The organism is Segatella copri (assembly GCF_009495355.1).
Classification (GTDB): Bacteria; Bacteroidota; Bacteroidia; order Bacteroidales; family Bacteroidaceae; genus Prevotella.
The window spans coordinates 11,730-29,251 of the sequence record NZ_VZAD01000085.1; the positions used below are offsets into that span (position 1 = coordinate 11,730).

Here is a 17,522-nt window from a genome sequence, read left to right on the forward strand (position 1 = left end):
TTTGCTGTACATTTTAATTCGTTGAACATAAAACTTAATTCTCCATATATTTCTCCATGCGCTCATAGCGTATGCGATCGTATATAGCTGCCACACGTGCTATTACCTTGCGATGAATCAACAGGCACACGACAGCCATAGTTACGCTAACGATGCACCACACCTCAGCTCCCCACAGATAATAGACACCCGCCATAAGACCTGAAGGCACCAAGAAGACAACACCATAGAGATTGATCTTCATGTTGGCTCCCTGCATGTTGAACATCGATTTGGAGAAGATTTCCAACCGTGACGAAAAGAGACAGGTAGGCAGATTGGAAAGGTTGACAAACACAGCCATACCCATGGCACCCAACAAGGTGAATACCGTTATTTCGGGAGAAAGGAAGACGAAGACCAAACTGAGAACCGTCATCACACCGCTGATACTCAGATAGAAGTAGAAGCAGTTGCGCAAGAGTTGTTCCACCTTGACAGGTTTTGTCATCAATCCCTGAAAGAAGTTGGCCTCTATACCAAAAGTCCACTGCGACAAGACTACCGAAGGCAGCAATACATCTCCCACCACATACATGATCAAGGAAACCTGATTGCCTGAACCACTATCGGGCAGGAATACCATCAGCAGGGCATCGAGGAAGAAGATGATCACCATGACAAGCACCATGTTGCGCACACGTTTGGCACGAAGCAGTCCGATGTACTGCAGCTTGTAAAGCGTTGTCTTGCCAAAACTTCTGAAACGGGACGTCTTCTGCTTGTGCTCATTATAAATCTTCAGGTTATAGAGATAGAAAAGCAAGCCGGTGATGATGAGCACAGCCCATACAGCCATACCGATGTTGATCAAAAATCCCGGCATCCAGGCGAAACATACAAGATAGGCAGTAAGGATGGCTCCCATACCTATCCAGCCCAACAGTAAGGGCCAGCGCAGCATCCTGTCGGTAGTTTTATAATAGCAAGTGACATAAATGCCATTGATGAAAGAGAAAGCCTGCATCAGCAGATAGCCCACAATGGCCTGAGGCACGCTGAGCATCCAGAAAAGCATGGGGAGCATGAGCACAGGCATGACGTAATTCCAGAAATTGACAAGGTTGGTGAGCAGCAGGAAACGGTTCCAAACCTTCTCGGGCACAGGTCGCGACTTGAGATAATCGTCCATGGCCGTGCTGTCGTGCTTCATCACCACCTTCAGGATGATATCGGGCACCAGCATTGTCAACACCAAAATGGCACAAAGAGCATCAGGAGTTCCGTCCTCGAAGAGTTCCTCGCCATCGAGGGTAGCTCCAAAGTAGAAGCCTAAGCCCACCATCACATAAACGAAGATGAGATAACCACCCACAACGGCATCCTTCCAGGTGAAGGAGCGACGTTGCTGAAGCCACCATAGTCTAAACAATAGTCGTAACATAAATCTGTCTTATTAATGGTTTACGGGCACAAAGATAAGCAAAAAGTGCCAAAAGTCATTTCTTTTTGACAGAAATAACCTAAAAATAACCATCAAAAGATTGTGATAACATCAATGCCCACCCTTGGTACGGTAAGTAACCATGGGTGGGCATTATAGGTATTGCCGAGCGCAGCTAAGCTTATGTGAAAAGCACTATTTAATTATGCTTGATAATAAATAGCATTTTCTGCATCTGACGGTTTGTAAATACCAGCATCTGCAAACAGGCCTTCAAAACATAGATCTTCATCCAGTTCAGGCCAATGAATACCATATCTACTCAATACGAATGCTTTACGTTGAGCAGGTGTGGCGTTAGCAAGACGGCTCCACCGGCTAAAAGGATAGTTTGCCTTCCAGCCATTTTGGGTTTCTGCCCAAATATGGGTATCGTCTACCCAAACGCGGTTTATTCTATATTGCTCCATAATATCTTATTTTTGATTAAAATACTCTTTCCATCTATCTATAATAACTGCTTCGTTCTCAGAAATAATAGATTCTATCAAGGCAATATCATGCTTTTTGAACCCATGATTGTAAATCTGGATCAGAGGAGAAACATTATATTTTGCTTCATTTCCATCTTTGATTACATGAACATGAATCGGTTCATGATCATTTGAATAAAACATGAACCTAAATCAAAAAAATATGAATATTGTTGGCATCGTTTCTTTTTTTGCAAAGATTATGCCAGTGAGCGCAATGAAAGCTTGCTTTCAAATTGCCGAGCGCAGCTAATCTTATGTAAAATTACACTTTTCTTCCGAAAGATGCAAGAAATTTACGGGAAAATGTTTGAGAGTGAGGAAGATAAAGAGAAATGCCCACCCTTGATACGGTAAGTAACCATGGGTGGGCAATGTATTTGATAGGATAAGGAAGCGGCAGCTTTATTTCAATCTAAACATGACAGGAATCTCTACGGAGCCGGCAACCACCTTGCCTTCCCCATTAGGAACAAAGCGAGGCATCAACTTAACTATTCTCAAAGCCTCCTTGTCGAAAAGAGGGTCGTCGCTCATCATCACCTTGTATTGAGAGAGATTGCCCTTGGTGTCTACCTGAGCTGAAATGATAACCCTGCCTTCTTTTTTCAACGTGCGGGCAGCCTCAGGATAACGCATATGTTTGGCAATGAAAGCACGCATGGCTTTCAGACCTCCTGGGAAGTAAGGAACGACGGTACCTGCATCAGAGAGCAGGTCGCTATCCAACTTAACAGGCTCCGGCATGGAGTCCTTAAGTACTTGACTCGCTTCAAAGTCGGGCGATTTCATGTGATTTTGTTTCTTTTCCGTACAGCCTGCCACCAACAGGACTGCACAGAAAAGCAATATAAGATTTCTCTGTTTCATACTTTATTTGACAATCTTCTTGCCGTTCACGATATATATGCCTTTGTCAAGGCCGTTGGCAGAAGTGCCCATATAACGACCGTCCAAAGAGTAAACACCCTGGCCGAAAGAAGACATCTCATCATTCTCTATGAAGTGAATACCCGAGATGATGTTGTCGTTACTGCCACCCATGAAGTCGAAGTCGATGCTTCCATCCTCATTTTGGGTAATATTGGTGATAGGCTTGCCCATGGTTGTTCCGCCCTGATAGATGGTAGCAGCAGGCGAAGAGGTGTCGGTAAGACTGTTATTACCATTAAAGGGATACAGGTCACCAGCCTGCGAGTCTGCAGAAGAACCCTCTTCGTTGTCAGCATGAAAAATCGTAAGGCGCTGATGATCGTTGTCAAGATAAGCATATTCTGGGCCATGCTGGTTGCTATAATTGACAATGGTATTGACATTGTTCCACTCCCAGATATTCTTGTCGTAGTCCACATGGGTAATCATCATGCCACTGGCTGGCAGCTGCTTGTCCCAGATACCCACATTCTGTTGTCTGTTCTCGATAAGATAATACTCGTTCTTGTTGTTATCATTATAGACCACAAATGCTTGTCCGTACTTCACATCTTGAGCCTGCATACCTTTAACAGATGCTGGTTTATCCAGTACAGTGGGAGTTATCCAGCCAGCAAACCATTTTTCATAGGCAGAATAGTTAGGAGGACAGAAGCTCTCACCATTATAGCTTCCGGCATCCATCAGATCGAACTCACCCATTCCGAAATTTCCACCATTACCAGTATCATACAGGTCTGGATAACCTAAACAATGAGAGAACTCATGACAGAGAGTTCCGATACCATCCACACGTTCCCTGTAAGCAATAGGAGTATATTGCAAAGTAAGTTCGGGTCCACATGCGTATGTGTTCACCGTTACATTATTGTCCTTGCTTACATATGAGCCGTTGTTTCCATATTGCAATTTCGACTCATGAGGCCAGATTGTATTTTCGTCACCACCAGCAGCCTGTCCGAGTCCTGCAAAAAGAACATATACTTGCTCTACATACCCATCACCATCCCAATCATAGTCTGCATAATTTACATCAGGGTCTGCCAAACGACAGGCATCGTACACCATGTCACGAGGGCGGACATCGTTTGATGTTCCTGAAGGTGCGCCATAGTAAGCATATTCATGATTGAGTGTATAAGGTCCTACCACATCAAAGTCCAGTTCAAACTGTCCGTTACTCTGTGCTAAGAAATAATCCTTCACACTGCCCACAAAGCCGAGCGAAGTATTATATCCAGTCTCATTTGCCATTCTGTCATACATCTTCTGGTTATGTCCAAACTTGAATTTCTTATCCTTATACTGCACCAGGATGATAAGACCTTTCTTCTTTCCTGTATAAGAACCATTAGTTTGCCCTAAGCTCTTTTTCGTTGCCATACGACGAGCTTTCGCCATACGCTCAATACGGTCTTGATTGGCCTTGGCACGCAACTGACTCGCACGTAGCTGCAGAGCATTGGCATCAACTCTTACATATCGCTTGCTTTCGCTGTCCAGATTATAGCTAACGCCTTCAGCATCCACCCAGTAGCTGCAGAATTCATCACCACGAAGTTCCACCCTTTTCTGAGTTCCATCAGCCAATGTCACCATACGCCATACACCCTTTTTGGCAGGTACAGCTTGGGCAGAAAGAGCCACAAAGCCCAGCAGGGAAGCAAGCATCAGTAGTTTCATATTTCTTTTCATCATCATATTTCTTTTGTTCTAAAAGCTGTTTAGAAAAAACAAGGCTCCAGAAAACCATTCAAGTTATCTGGAGCCTCAACTCATATCGTGTTTTTGTTTATGGAAAAACGCCTGTATTACTTAGCCCAAGCTCCACGCTTAGCCACATACATCTTATGTGCCTTGGCAGAAACTACAGCTGAGTGATGTGCTGCAGCCTTCTTTGCCTTGGCAAAAGCAGCATGAATCTTAGCATTACCCTCATCTGTTACCTCGAAGGTATCAGACTCGAATGCATAAGCATTGTCTGAGGCATCTGTATAGACATTGAAGAAGGTATAGAGCTTCTTGCTACTGTCATACTTAGAAAGGAATCCATTGCTTGCAAAGAGCTTACCATTATCAGTATCAGCACCAAAGTAAGTCACAATATCTGTTACCAAGATGGCTGTACCATCCTGAAGAGCAAGACCTGTCTCCTGTGTATCTACTGTGATTGAACCATCCTCTGCAACAGTAAACTCCAATGGAGCTTTCTCAACAGCAAAAGGAGTAATGCGGAACTTGGTAGGATCGCTACCACTCTGTGAGAGTACACCTTCTGTAACAACTGGCTCACCCATGAGCACACCAGGATCCTTTTGGAAGAGGATAGAACCGTAACTCTTGACACCAATGGTTACTGTACCAGCAGCAACATCATTCCAAACCTCGGCAGCATCCTTGCTTGACTTGAGTGAGAGATTCAGTACATCTGAACCTACAGCCTCGTCGTTTGCATTATACATTACCATTACGAGCACATACTTGCCAGTCTCATCGAAAGGAACCTGAACATCACCAGAAGCTGATACTTCCTCAGAAGCCACACTGCCGTCAACGATACCGCTTACGGTAGCATTCAAGTCGCTGCTTGCAGGAACAAGAGCATACTTCACCTTGGCAACATCATTGCTTAAAGTCATGGTTACCTGTGCGAAATCATTGTCATTGGCATCGGTGAAACGACCCTTATAGGCAGCCTCGACACTGTAATTAGCGATTGCCTTACCAGGAAGAGCTATAGCAAACAAACCACTATTGTTGGCCTCATAAAGTCCACCATCTTTGTAATTTGCCATAGAAATCAACAAAGATTTTACTGGCATGGTTATGATACCATCCTTCAAGGTACCGAACCACTCTGGCTTCTTTGACTTGATAAGATCAAGAGATGCTCCACCCTCCAAGTTGTAAGCAACCTTGCTGGTAACAGTAATCTCACCATAATTACCGATAGCAAAACCAGTATGACAAGTTTCTACATAGACGAAATCTGGATCGGTAGCATTGATTACCCAGTAATGGTCATTCTCGGAATCATAGGTAGTACCCTCTTCTCCTTTCCAAGAAGCATAAGGATTGACGATACGATACTTACCTTCCTCGACAACACTCTTCTGAATCTTCACTTCGTCAACAGCATTATCTACACCGAAGAATGTAGTCAGCACATCCTCACGGTAAGCACCCATCGACTTATTAGAAGTAATATCCATCCACTCTGTAGCACCAGCCTTAAAGGTAAATGAACCTATACCGTATGTTGTGTCACAGTCCTCACTGGCAACGCTGATGGTACCACCATTATAAGTACCATACTGCAAATTCTCAGGATTGTAAGTGATAGTGATAGGAGCCTCAGCCTTACCATCGGCAAATGTCACATGGTTAGGCACGTTGAAAATACTACCCTCATCAGCTGTATATTTCAAAAGAACTGTCTGTTCACCCTCTGTCTTTACACGATGAAGTGTAATAACAAAGCTGGAGTTGCTCTTGCTCAACTCTATCTTCGACTGCTGGGCATTGCTGAAGTACACTTCATTGGCAACCTTAGGTGCACCCGTGTAGTCGTAGTCGCTGGTACATGAGCTGATGGCGAATGCCACCAAGCTCAGGAGTACCATATATGAAAATTTGAATGCTTTTTTCATAATTGTTATGTTTATCTATTCGTTCATAAAAAACTACTATTGCTCAGTCCATGGAGTGTAGAGATCTGATGGGTCAGGATTGTTCATACCTCTTACTCCCTGATTGCGGTCACCCTCGTAAGCTACGAACACGAGGTTCATCCATGCAGGACGGCCATTGGTGTTGAGACGAGTCAGGTCGTACCAGTTGGTACCTGGATAGCCACGGGTTACTGAGTAGTTCAAACGCTTGATATCAAAGAAGGTCTGACCCTCACCCCAAAGTTCTACACGCTTCTGGAATACGATTTCCTCTACCACGTCATCTGTTGAAGACACCTTGCAAGTGTACTTAGGATCCCGATAGGTCTTCATAAAGGTTTCCAACAGTTCCTTACCCTTGGCAGCATTGGTGTGAGCTACAGCCTCTGCCTCGATAAAGTACATTTCTTCAACACGCATAATAGGATAAGAAGAAGCGGCACCGATGTTAGGATCGTCAGTATTACCCTCGTTAGGACGGAACTTTACAGATGCATATGCTGGCATACGCTTGTCTGCCAAGCTCTTTGTTGCAGGTATCTGAATCACCTTATCAGCCAATTCAGAACCTTCAGGAGCCTTGAATTCCGTCTTGCGGAAGTCAGTATCGCTGATACGCTCGTACATTCTCTTGTCAATCTCATTGAAAGGCATATTCTCTTCACCATAACCAGTATAACCAAATGTAGTCTGGTTGCTGAGCCATGAAGTCCAGTTGACAATACCTGTCTTAACAGAGGTATCCTCAGAGGTCTGGGAAGCACCCCACATCCACTTTGTGATGTCGTTGAAACCAGTCTTATAGTTAGTGCAAGCCTCTTCGCTCATAGGCTGAACCTTGGCATTGTTGATGGCAAGACGCGCATACTTGGCAGCATTCTCGTAGTCGCCATCCCACATATACAGACGAGCCTTCAGACCATAAACACAAGACAAATCAGGAAGCACGCCACCAGCTGTTTTTGTCAAGTGCTTGATATACTCCTCTGCCTTGTTGAGGTCGCTCTCGATAAACTCCTTCATCTTCTCGTGAGTTGCACGAGGGTTGTTGAGGGCGTCTGCCTGATTCATCTCGGCAGTAACGATAGGCACTGTAAGTCCGCTTACGTCATTACCTTCAGCATTGATATTGCTGGTTCTGTCGTTAGGCAGGAACTCGTACATACGGGCGAGGTCGATATAACACATAGCACGGAAAGCCAGACCTGCACCCAGATATCCCAACTGCTGGTCGGTGGCATTCTCGGGATTGACAGCTCCCACCATGTTGTTGATGGTCAGGATAAAGTTATAATAATAGGTACTGATGTACTGTCCGAACAAATAGCCATCACCCTGATACTTGTTCTGTGCCCAATAGTAAAAGTGTACAGTATAGTTCTTGGAAGACTGCAAAAGGTCGCCAGTCATCAGGTCACGTATATACATGATGGCACCATAACCAAATGGGAAGTGCATACCTTTATCATATACCCAAGAGGAATTTACCTTATTAAAATATGCAGGCATCGCCATCAGGAACGATTCCGATGATGATGGGGAGTTCTGTATCTGCCCCTCGGTGGCAATATTTGATGCAGGTTCTGTCACCTCCATACAGCCAGTAAGTGAAGTCAGAGAGAATCCAGCCATCACAAGTCCAGCCATCGAACGATATATTGTTTTCTTGTTCATTTTATTCTTTCTTTATAGTTGAAACGTTTAGAATGTAACAGTAATACCTCCTGAGATGGTACGGATAGGACGGTAAACTGAATTAGAGCTGCCACCAGTAATGCTCTGACGTGGGTCAAGACCCTGGCGCTTAGACCATGTCCAGATGTTGTCGGCTACCATATAAACACGTACCTTCTGCAAACCTACAGTCTGCATCCACTGGGTAGGCAAGGTGTAACCCAAAGTAATGTTAGACAATGTAAGATAAGAAGCATTGGTCAAGAAGCGGTCTGTATGTGCAGACATATATGAGTCGCCATACTGCCAGCGTGGCACGCTGGTGTTGGTATTCTCTGGTGTCCATGCTTTCTCCATATCTACGTGGATTGCCTGACCTGCAGAGCAGTCCATCAAGCTTGCGTATGCAACATCGTAAACCTGACCACCTATCTGATACTGGAAATCCATAGAGAAATCAAGACCCTTCCAGGCCACACTGGTACCGAAACCACCATATACATCTGGCAGGACATCACCGCAAAGGTAGTCGCTACCGTCATTGTAGGTGGAAGTAGTTTCCTGGCCTACCACTTTACGATGCTTGACGCCTGTATAGCTGTCATCAACCTTTTCGCCAGCATTGTTGTAGTAAACGTCCTTATTGTTCTCATCCTTCTCATATACGTTCTTATAGAAAAGAGAAAGACCTGTCTCAGGATCTACACCTGCATACTTCTTGGTATAGTATGTGAAGAGTGACTTGCCCTCCTGATAGAAGTACGCACCGCTCGGGCTACCCAATCCTATACCATCATACCAACTCTGCTTGTAAGAGTCTGAAAGTTTTGTTATCTCATTGTGGTTGGTTGTCATGTTGACATATACATTCCAAGTGAAATCCTTAGTACGGATAGCATCAGCATGAAGGTCAATCTCGACACCACGGTTCACCATATTACCAATATTGTCGAAATATCCGCTCCATCCGTAAGACACAGGGAGATAAACCGTAGAAAGCATATCTGAGGTCGTGTTGTTGTAGTACTCGATGCTACCCCAGATGCGGTTCTTCAACAAAGAGAAATCTACACCAATATTGAACTTACCGTTCTTCTCCCAAGAAATCTTTGGATTACCTAAAGAAGAAGGTGTCAAAGACACTTCATTGTTGGAGTTGGAAATCGCGAAATACTTGGTATACATATAGCTACCAATAGCGTCATTACCATTCTCACCATAAGAAGCCTTCAACTTCAATTCGTCAATCCAGTTAACCTTGAACCAAGACTCCTTATGCATATTCCAACCAGCACCAAATGACCAGAAAGTACCCCACCAGTTGTCCTTTGCAAAACGAGAAGAAGCCTGACGCATAACAGAAACACTACCAAAGTAACGAGAATCGTAGTTATACATGGCACGACTGAGCCAAGACTCTGTGTTGTACTCGCTCATAGAAGAAGTACCATTGTCCAACACAACAGCACCAGCCAACTCCTTGTTGTCTACAGAGAACTGATTGTGCTTGCTGGCTAACAGACCATAACCATAAACACGATAATACTCATGACCGAGCATCACCTCAATATCGTGCTTGCCATAAACCTGATGCCAGTTGATACGCTGCTGATAGTTGTAAGACCATGTACGGTCGTGCTCCTTGCTCACCGTACCATTACTTGCAGCATACTGACCGAAGTATGGGTTGGTAGTGCTTGTAGAACGGCTTTCGTTGAGATATACATTGTTGATAGAAGTAAACTTGAAACCATAAGGCAACTGAATTTCAGCAAAGCCAGTTCCGTTAAATGTGTTTCCTTCTGTATTGTCTGTATTCAGTTTAGCATCAGAGATAGGGTTGCCACCACCCATGAAAGCACGGAATGGAGCTACCTTACCACTACCATAGTCATAAGCTATCATGCGTGAATTCTGGTCGTAAATGATGTTGCCATTGGCATCACGCATATACATAGGATAGATAGGCGCAATGTTAACAGTTGCGAAAATACTACCATTGTCACCACTCTCGGTAAGAGAATTGCTGTTGAAGTGACCATAACTCATGTTGGCACCCACCTTCAACCATTTGTTAACCTGATAGTCTGCCTTCAAACGAGAAGTGAAACGACGATAGTTAGAAGCTGCTGTAATACCGTCATTGCTCAAATAGTTGGCAGAGCCATAAAATGTGCCTCTGTCTGAAGCACCTGTTGCTGTAACAGTATATTCCTGACGAAGGCTGTTGTTGTAGATTTCGTCTATCCAGTCATCTGGAGTCAGATAATAGGTTGTTCCATTCATTGTAGAGTAAGAACCAAGGGTAGCGTTAGGATTGAGCTTGCCGTTGGTACCAATGAGTTGCTGTCCCTCTGGGATAGTATACACATTGTAACCCAAACCATAAGAGGTATTGGTAATCATATTGTCGTTAGCCCACTTCCATGCCTGTGTGGCATCCATGTGGTTCACATTCTGAGCATAGTTGTTCAGTGCTTTGTACCACATCTCATAGTACTTTGCAGGACTCTTCATTGTTTCGTACTCAGGCACAGCCTTTGAGTTGGAACCCCACTTAGCATCTACGGTAAGAGTGCCCTTTGTGCCTTTCTGTCCGCTCTTGGTTGTAATCAAGATAACACCGTTACCACCACGGGCACCATAAAGAGCTGTAGAAGAAGCATCCTTCAATACCGTCATGCTCTCTACGTCAGCAGGGTTGATGTCGTTAAGAGAACCGCTGAATGGAGAACCATCAAGCACAATCAGAGGGTCGTTACCCGCACTCTTAGAGTTGAAACCACGAATACGGATGGTAGGAGTAGCACCAGGCTGACCGCTGCCAGTGTAAATCTGCACACCTGCAGCCTTACCCTTCAAGGCATCTACAGCATTGGTTACCTGAACCTTACCAATCTCTTTCGCGTCTACAATAGCAGCAGAACCAGTAAAAGCACTCTTCTTCTGAGTACCATAGGCAACAACCATTACCTCATCAAGAGCGTGGTTGTCTGGATCCAATACAATCTTCATGTTCTTTGCGGCCTTGACGGTCTTGGTGACCATGCCGATGTACGATACCTCCAACTTCGCGTTGGCTGATACGTTCAGTGAGAAGTTACCATCGATGTTGGTAACAGTACCGGTATTGGTGCCTACCACCTTGATGCTGGCGCCGATAACTGGCGAGCCATCTTCGGAAGAGGTGACCGTTCCGGAAACTTGAGTTTGTGCCAAAGCCATTCCTATGCTAAGGAACAGGCAGGCGATAAACGTCATGAGTCTTTTTTCCATAAATCTCTCTCTTTTTTTTAAAATGAATGTATAAAGTTTATTCTTTTCTCATATCTTTGTATCCACCTCGTGCCCCGAGGTGGAAAAAACTATGCTATTTTATATATAAAATCTCTCTCTTTATAGTACAATATTTAACAATTGAATTGTAACGGCTGCAAAATTATATAAAATTTAGTTATTCACCAAATATTTCTTGCAAAAAGTTGCATTTTTAACCATTAAACTCACAAAAGTCTTTAAAAATACCATTTTTACTTATTATTTATAAGCACATTTTGTCATTTCTGTGGTTTTAGATAGCATTCTTTAACTTATTATGTCGGGATGAGCCTCGCTCGGCTCATAACTTCTATTCATGATGTTCTTAACTTAAAGAATGTTATTTAATCGACTTGAAACATACATATTTATAAAATTATCCTTATTTTTGTGTATTGAAAAAATAATCGATGCAAAGTTCAGCCACATGAAGATTGAAAAAATAATTATTGATGGATTTAAATGCTTCAAGCATTACGAGGTGTCCCTTTGTCCCAAGGCGAATGTCCTTATCGGACGCAATGGCGCAGGAAAGACAACTCTCGTTCATGCCATCACCAAAGCCTTAAGCTTCGTATTTTCCAATGACAAATCATTGGGAAAAGACTTTCTGTCGTCTGGCAATAATACGCTCAACGTAAGAGGTTATAACACTTCTGATTTTCATTTCGACGAAAACAAACGTGAATATTCCCATGATGTTCGCATAAAAGCTCATGGTTGTTTTGCAGGAGAAACTCTTGGTTGGGAATTATATAAACGCAATTCTCCTGGTGCATCCTTGTATCCATCACTTTACAAAAATGCGTTTGTCAAGTTTATGACAGCCACTAAGGCCAAGAATTGTGAATGGCCTTTGTTGGCGTATTACTCAGATTCCTACCCTCATGTCTATTCTAAGGTGACAAGCCAAACATTAGACACTATCAACCAAGATATTATACCACGCAACTTCGGTTATTACCAGTGGGACTACGAATCGGCTTGTACCTCTTTATGGGAAACAAGGCTGTGTGGAAGATTGGCCAAAATGCAGCCGCTCTTCACACCTGCTTCAAGATTGTCGGCTGCAATAAACGAAAAAGAAGAAGCGTCAAACTTGGAGGCTCTCCAGAAAGACGAAGAATATTCAAGATTAAAAAAGGAGTTGGAAAGAGTAAACAACGCTTTCGCGCCCTTACACGATGAGGTTAGTTACATTGAACAAAAATTGTCTTTATTCATTTCGCATCTTCCCAAAATACAAAACGAGGGATATGGGATTGATTATTTTTTTGCTTCCCAATCCGATGAAGGCTACAAGTTGTCCATCAACTTTAAAAACGGAAAGAGTATTCTTCTCCAAGATTTGCCTGCTGGCTACAGACGCTTGTTCTCGATAGTCATGGACATGGCATATCGTTCTTATATACTGAACCAAGGTAAGGAGACTAAAGGCATCGCCATCATTGATGAGATTGACCTTCATCTTCATCCTGCGCTGGAACAAGTGGTACTCGAAGCTTTCTTGAAAACTTTTCCACAAATGCAATATATTGTGTCTACCCACTCAGCAGCAGTTATATCGAACCTTGATACTTCAACAGAGGTTATAAGTGGAAAAGAAAACAGAAACTGTCAGATTCTTGTAATGAGCATGAACGAGGATCATCCACAAGTGTTGCCAAATTTGCTGGGTGTAGATTATAATGCCGTAATGCGAGATTTCATGGAAACTCCCTCACGCAATGAGGACTTGAGGCATTTGGAAGACCTCTATTTCACTTATCTGTCTATGGAACTGAAAAAGGAGAGCCAAACCATTTATGAAAAGATTGTGTCTTTAGTCGGAAAGGATGCTAAGATTTTGGAAGAAATAAGAGCTAAAGCTGCAGAATATGGAGTATATTGACAAAAGTCTCTTTTTAAATCGGGAACAAGAGATAGACAGGAACTTTCTCAAAGATTGTTATGACGAAGACTCTCAGTCTTTCTATCCAGAGATAGACTCCGACCAATCGTATAGCAATTTTTCCAGCCGTATTTACCGAAAAGGTATCGATGGTTGGGAACATCTGCTATTGAAAGAACAAAACGGAAGATGCTGCTATTGTATGAGAAGACTCCATGTTGGAGCTTTAAACATAGAACACGTAATCCCAAGAAATATTCAAACCAACGAACAAATGGAAGAGTTTGCTAAATATACAAACGTTTCTTCTTTCTTGGAGCAGAACGTGGAATTGGCATCAGAATTTGCCAAGAAGAAGTTTACAAACAAAGACGAACTTTCAGAGATAGAAAAGTTTCCACACAGAATAGCCCTGTCAAACCTTTTAGCATCCTGTAATGGTAAGTTTGGCAAGCCAAGCGATGGCTGCTGTTGTAATAATGCGAGAAGCAACGACTATCTGCTTCCCCTTATACTTATGCCTGAAATAAGCAAACGTATCAGATTTGACAAGTTTTCTGGACTAATTGTATTGTACCCTGAAGAGAAATCGTGGGAAAAGTTATTGCAGACACTAAATGACGGCACATACAAGGAGGTACGACTGCTATGGTATAAAGCATGGCTACATAAAGACAAAATCAAGCTTGAAGCATTGGGCGATTATAATACAAAAGAACGAGTCCTCTTTCTAAATCTGATTTTTGATGTTGATAACTTTACCAAAATTTCAGAAGAGTATCAGAAATATGCAGGCATCCTGACAGGGGACAACACTTATTGGAAACTCTTTTTAGATTTCGATTGGTTTTATTCCTACAAGTGGGGGTAAGTATGGTATCAACCTCCGTTCGGGATAACGTTGATTCTTAAGGCGCAATATCGACATATTGCTTTTTCATAATTGGATTACGCAAATACCCTTCACCCTTCATCTATCCTTCGGAATCCCCTGTGTTTATCGGGGTTTCAGAGGGAGAAGGGTGCAAGTCAACCCTTCATCACCCTTCATCACCCTTCATCTTTTTGCCATTTTCAGATTTCGGTTAACCACTGATAGAGTCGTACTCATGCTTCTATTAAGCCCAGCCTGAGTCGTCTATTATGACCAGCCTAAGTCGTCTATTATGACCAATCCGAGCCTTCTATTATGCCCAGTCCAGGTCTTCTATTATGCCCCAGTTTAGGCTTCTATGATGCTTGCTATGGTTTCTATGGTTCCACGCATTAATCTATACTTTCGCTTTCAGCAGTTTCATCTCCTCTGCCGTCAGCCCCGTCACATCCATGACTGTCGCTTCATCCATTCCCTTTGCCAGCATCTTCTTTGCAATCTCAAGACTTCGCTGGTTCATACCTTCTGCTCTTCCTTCTGCTCTTCCTTCTTCCATACCCTCTTCTTTACCTTTCTGGTATCTGTCATCCAAAAGGGTTCTTTCAACACTTACGGAATCCCAGAATTTATCGTAGGCACGGAGTTCGGCATCTGTGAAGCCAGAAATCTCCAACTCCTCTACGGCTTTTCCAATCTCCGGGTCATTAAGCAGGTCGGCAGGAATCTCCTTCGTGTTGGCATTGATTTCCGTGAGGAAACGGAGCCACAAGACCATCATGCGCTTGTCGGCAATGGAATGAGGAGTGAACTTAGGGAGTTCAATGAAGGTAAAATGCAAGCCTTTAATTACCTTATTGCTGTCCTTGTCGTGCACGATACGATAGTTGTGGATGAAATCCGGAGTGTCATGTGCGAAGATATCATTCACAAGATTCAGAGAATATACGGGTTGCAGTTCGCTGTATTTTCCTCCCTTTTTAGCCTGACTCACATAGAGCTTGGATGCATTGAAAAGTACTCGCTGCTGGAATGCGTCAGACCATTCCATTTGCATCTCCACGCAGAACTTTCTGCCTTTAGAATCTGTGCAGAGTACATCCACGATGGTGTTCTTGCCCCCTTCGAGCTGGGGCACAAGTTCTGTTGGCAGATACTCTATCTTGTGTATCTGCTCCTCGTCGCTGAGTGGCAACAGGGCGTTCAGAAGGCTGATCAGTCTTGCAGGATGATTGCCGAATATCTTCTTGAACGTAAGGTCTGCCTTAGGGTCTAAGTACTTCATAACCATTAGTTTTAAAATCTATAACGCAAAGTTACGACTTTATCTTCATATCTGCAAGAAATTTTTGAAAATTATGAAGGGTGATGAAGGGTTGACTTGCACCCTTCACCCCCTGAAACCCCGATAAACACTGGGGATTTCAAGGAAAAGATGAAGGGTGAAGGGTATTTGCGTAATTCATTTAAAAAAAACGGATACAGACAAAATGCCTACTTGTGGCACAATAGTGTCCCTTCGAAGGGCACAAAAGTGTCCTTTGAATAGAATCCGTCGCTCCCACGTTGCTCAGTTACGCTCCTACGTTTCCCGCTTTCGCTCCCACGATTTTCTGTTTCGCTCCCACAAACGTCAGATGCGCTCAGAGAAAGCTACTCTGCTGCCGTGCCCATGGGGTGACAAACATTTATATATACTGCTCAAGTTTCGCAAGTTTTGCCCCACACGCCCTGAAGGGGCAGAAGCTCTTAGCCCAGGGCATCGCCCTGGGTAATTACGGACGCAAACCTGTCGCCCTGTAAGGGCAAAAGCTTTAAAATACTGGGCAATTTATAAGGCTGTTGCCCTTACAGGGCGCATTGCTGACTGCCATTATACCCAGGGCGCTGCCCTGGGCTAAGAGCTTCTGCCCCCTTCAGGGCGTATTGGGTAATTTCAGCCGTACAGTTCAAACGTTTTCAGGAGTTGATGGTTGGCATCGGCAAGTTGTGGATCGAAGAGGCTCTTTATGTAGATCATGGTGGTGGAGGTGCTGGTGTGTCCCAAAGCCTTGGAGATAAGTCGCACGTCAAGGTCGTGCTGATAGGCAATGCTCGCCCAAGTATGTCTCACCACATAGGAGGAAAGGGGCTGGCTGGCAGAGATGCGCTTCGACAGGCACGACAGGTTGTAGTTGTAGCGGCGAAGCTGGTTTTGGTATTGCCCATGTGCCAATACTGCATCGGGAGAATTGATGATGGGAAAAACATACGGAGTATTGCTGTAAGCCTCATACTTTCTGATGATCTCGTTCATACATGGTTCTATCGCCACCACTATCTCTTGTCCTGTTTTGTGGCGGGCATAGTGAAATCTTCCGTCTCTGATTTGTTCCTTTCGCAGATAGGCAATATCTACGAAAGGCATTCCCATGGCATAAAAACTGAAGAGGAATATGTCGCGGGCAAAAGCAAGCGATGGCTTGTCTTCGAGATTGAGGTGGCTCAGCCGCAGAATGTCCTCTTCTTGTGCACTGCGCTTGCGAGTATGTTCCTTCCCGGTGAACACTTTGCGGAAAGGTTGCGTGTCGGCAGTCATCTGCAAGGCTACACCTCTATTATATAAGGTACGCAAGGAACGCATGTAACACGAAATGGTGTTCATGCACAATCCCCGGTCTATGAGCCATCGCTGATAACGTGCCATTTCTTGCGGCAATATGTCAGCCAGCGTCCAGTCGTTTCTTTGCCAGAAAAGGGTCAGCGAGTTGGCTGCGGTACGATAGTTGGCTGCGGTCTTGTAGCACTTTCGTGCCTCGGCGCTCTCTACCTCCTTACTGATGAAGTTCCAAGCAGGCTGTGCTTTGGAATTAGTTTTGTTCTCTACACGATGTTTTCTACCTGGCAGGTGAAAGCCAAATTCTAACTTAAAATATACCATACTATAAAATCTTTTAGGGTTTATCTTGTGTCACTCAACTTTTACCGCTTCAGAAGTTAGCGGAGTTAAAGGAAATGATCGTTTCCTTTCGGTCGTTTGGGAAGTTAAGGGACAACAGCCTTGGAGGGAATGATTAATGGTTAATGTTGTGTCCACAAAAGCTGTTGTCTTAACTCCTTAACTCCTTAACTCCCTTAACTTCCCCATTGGCAAGAGTTAAGTAGCATAGTTTTTTTCCACCTCGGGGCACGAGGTGGATACAAAGATATGAGAAAAGAATAAACTTTA

General features: G+C 43.8%; 12 protein-coding genes. 2 read left to right on the forward strand and 10 right to left on the reverse strand.

Annotated features, from left to right (window positions below):
• Positions 1-34 precede the first annotated feature (34 nt).
• The 8 genes from F7D20_RS11130 to F7D20_RS11165 form a co-directional block, all read right to left on the reverse strand.
• Entirely contained in the window at positions 35-1,423 is a 1,389-nt protein-coding gene (locus F7D20_RS11130) for a DUF5687 family protein (RefSeq protein ID WP_158464099.1), read from the reverse strand.
• Positions 1,424-1,626: 203 nt separating this feature from the next.
• A complete protein-coding gene (locus F7D20_RS11135) occupies positions 1,627-1,893 on the reverse strand; it encodes a DUF2442 domain-containing protein (protein ID WP_022252574.1) in 267 nt (88 codons plus the stop codon).
• Positions 1,894-1,899: 6 nt separating this feature from the next.
• Positions 1,900-2,100, reverse strand: coding sequence for a DUF4160 domain-containing protein (locus F7D20_RS11140; protein ID WP_228114180.1), 201 nt, complete (start codon positions 2,098-2,100; stop codon positions 1,900-1,902).
• Between the two features lie 261 nt (positions 2,101-2,361).
• Positions 2,362-2,826 (reverse strand): energy transducer TonB, encoded by a 465-nt coding sequence (locus F7D20_RS11145; protein WP_158464100.1) that lies wholly within the window; start codon positions 2,824-2,826, stop codon positions 2,362-2,364.
• A gap of 3 nt (positions 2,827-2,829) precedes the next feature.
• Positions 2,830-4,590, reverse strand: a complete 1,761-nt coding sequence (locus tag F7D20_RS11150) for a M6 family metalloprotease domain-containing protein (RefSeq protein ID WP_158464101.1) — start codon at positions 4,588-4,590, stop codon at positions 2,830-2,832.
• A gap of 110 nt (positions 4,591-4,700) precedes the next feature.
• A complete protein-coding gene (locus F7D20_RS11155) occupies positions 4,701-6,539 on the reverse strand; it encodes a hypothetical protein (protein ID WP_158464102.1) in 1,839 nt (612 codons plus the stop codon).
• Positions 6,540-6,575: 36 nt separating this feature from the next.
• The gene (locus tag F7D20_RS11160; RefSeq protein WP_158464103.1) at positions 6,576-8,234 is read right to left on the reverse strand and encodes a RagB/SusD family nutrient uptake outer membrane protein; all 1,659 of its coding nucleotides are present in this window, start codon (positions 8,232-8,234) and stop codon (positions 6,576-6,578) included.
• A gap of 27 nt (positions 8,235-8,261) precedes the next feature.
• The gene (locus F7D20_RS11165; RefSeq protein ID WP_194253556.1) at positions 8,262-11,510 is read right to left on the reverse strand and encodes a SusC/RagA family TonB-linked outer membrane protein; all 3,249 of its coding nucleotides are present in this window, start codon (positions 11,508-11,510) and stop codon (positions 8,262-8,264) included.
• 469 nt (positions 11,511-11,979) lie between these two features.
• Here F7D20_RS11165 and F7D20_RS11170 point away from each other — a divergent pair, with 469 nt between their 5' ends.
• A complete protein-coding gene (locus tag F7D20_RS11170) occupies positions 11,980-13,443 on the forward strand; it encodes an AAA family ATPase (RefSeq protein ID WP_194253557.1) in 1,464 nt (487 codons plus the stop codon).
• The gene (locus tag F7D20_RS11175) at positions 13,430-14,314 is read left to right on the forward strand and encodes an HNH endonuclease (protein WP_158464105.1); all 885 of its coding nucleotides are present in this window, start codon (positions 13,430-13,432) and stop codon (positions 14,312-14,314) included. Before F7D20_RS11170 ends, F7D20_RS11175 begins: the two co-directional genes overlap by 14 nt.
• 400 nt (positions 14,315-14,714) lie before the next feature.
• Here F7D20_RS11175 and F7D20_RS11180 read toward each other — a convergent pair whose 3' ends face one another.
• Together F7D20_RS11180 and F7D20_RS11185 are read right to left on the reverse strand one after the other, a co-directional pair.
• Positions 14,715-15,605, reverse strand: coding sequence for an Rpn family recombination-promoting nuclease/putative transposase (locus tag F7D20_RS11180; RefSeq protein WP_158464106.1), 891 nt, complete (start codon positions 15,603-15,605; stop codon positions 14,715-14,717).
• A gap of 645 nt (positions 15,606-16,250) precedes the next feature.
• A complete protein-coding gene (locus tag F7D20_RS11185) occupies positions 16,251-17,234 on the reverse strand; it encodes a tyrosine-type recombinase/integrase (RefSeq protein WP_158464107.1) in 984 nt (327 codons plus the stop codon).
• Positions 17,235-17,522 lie beyond the last annotated feature (288 nt).

Excerpts from the sequence above, each read along its gene's own strand:
- F7D20_RS11135 (WP_022252574.1), bottom strand. The coding sequence starts at position 1,893 with ATGGAGCAATATAGAATAAACCGCGTTTGGGTAGACGATACCCATATT.
- F7D20_RS11130 (WP_158464099.1), bottom strand. The coding sequence starts at position 1,423 with ATGTTACGACTATTGTTTAGACTATGGTGGCTTCAGCAACGTCGCTCC.
- F7D20_RS11185 (WP_158464107.1), bottom strand. The coding sequence starts at position 17,234 with ATGGTATATTTTAAGTTAGAATTTGGCTTTCACCTGCCAGGTAGAAAA.
- F7D20_RS11155 (WP_158464102.1), bottom strand. The coding sequence starts at position 6,539 with ATGAAAAAAGCATTCAAATTTTCATATATGGTACTCCTGAGCTTGGTG.
- F7D20_RS11180 (WP_158464106.1), bottom strand. The coding sequence starts at position 15,605 with ATGGTTATGAAGTACTTAGACCCTAAGGCAGACCTTACGTTCAAGAAG.
- F7D20_RS11150 (WP_158464101.1), bottom strand. The coding sequence starts at position 4,590 with ATGATGATGAAAAGAAATATGAAACTACTGATGCTTGCTTCCCTGCTG.
- F7D20_RS11145 (WP_158464100.1), bottom strand. The coding sequence starts at position 2,826 with ATGAAACAGAGAAATCTTATATTGCTTTTCTGTGCAGTCCTGTTGGTG.
- F7D20_RS11165 (WP_194253556.1), bottom strand. The coding sequence starts at position 11,510 with ATGGAAAAAAGACTCATGACGTTTATCGCCTGCCTGTTCCTTAGCATA.
- F7D20_RS11140 (WP_228114180.1), bottom strand. The coding sequence starts at position 2,100 with ATGTTTTATTCAAATGATCATGAACCGATTCATGTTCATGTAATCAAA.
- F7D20_RS11160 (WP_158464103.1), bottom strand. The coding sequence starts at position 8,234 with ATGAACAAGAAAACAATATATCGTTCGATGGCTGGACTTGTGATGGCT.
- F7D20_RS11170 (WP_194253557.1), top strand. The coding sequence starts at position 11,980 with ATGAAGATTGAAAAAATAATTATTGATGGATTTAAATGCTTCAAGCAT.
- F7D20_RS11175 (WP_158464105.1), top strand. The coding sequence starts at position 13,430 with ATGGAGTATATTGACAAAAGTCTCTTTTTAAATCGGGAACAAGAGATA.